We start from the raw sequence: 287 nt of genomic DNA on the forward strand, positions 1-287 counted from the left end.
AGAGCGAAGAGAGGTTCAGGGCGTTCACGACTGCGACGACCGACATCGTCTACCGTATGAGCGCCGACTGGAAGGAGATGCAGCAGCTCGACGGTCGCAATGTTCTCGCAGACACGGCCAATCCAACCGTCGCGTGGCAGGAGGCCTATCTGTTTCCCGAGGACATTCCCGCGATCCAGGCGGTAATCGACGAGGCCATCGCAAGCAAGGGTGTTTTCGAATGTGAGCATCGCGTCCGGCGGGCCGACCGCAGTACCGGCTGGGTGCTGTCACGAGCGGTTCCAGTC

Annotated in this window: 1 protein-coding gene; it reads left to right on the forward strand. The window is 61.7% G+C overall.

Annotated elements, in window-relative coordinates:
- Positions 1–287, forward strand: a 287-nt coding sequence (locus AF337_RS07040) for a PAS domain-containing protein (protein ID WP_152970943.1), incomplete at both ends; no start/stop codon positions are given.

Origin of the sequence: Rhizobium ecuadorense (assembly GCF_001187535.1) — a bacterium.
GTDB classification, from domain to species: Bacteria; Pseudomonadota; Alphaproteobacteria; order Rhizobiales; family Rhizobiaceae; genus Rhizobium; species Rhizobium ecuadorense.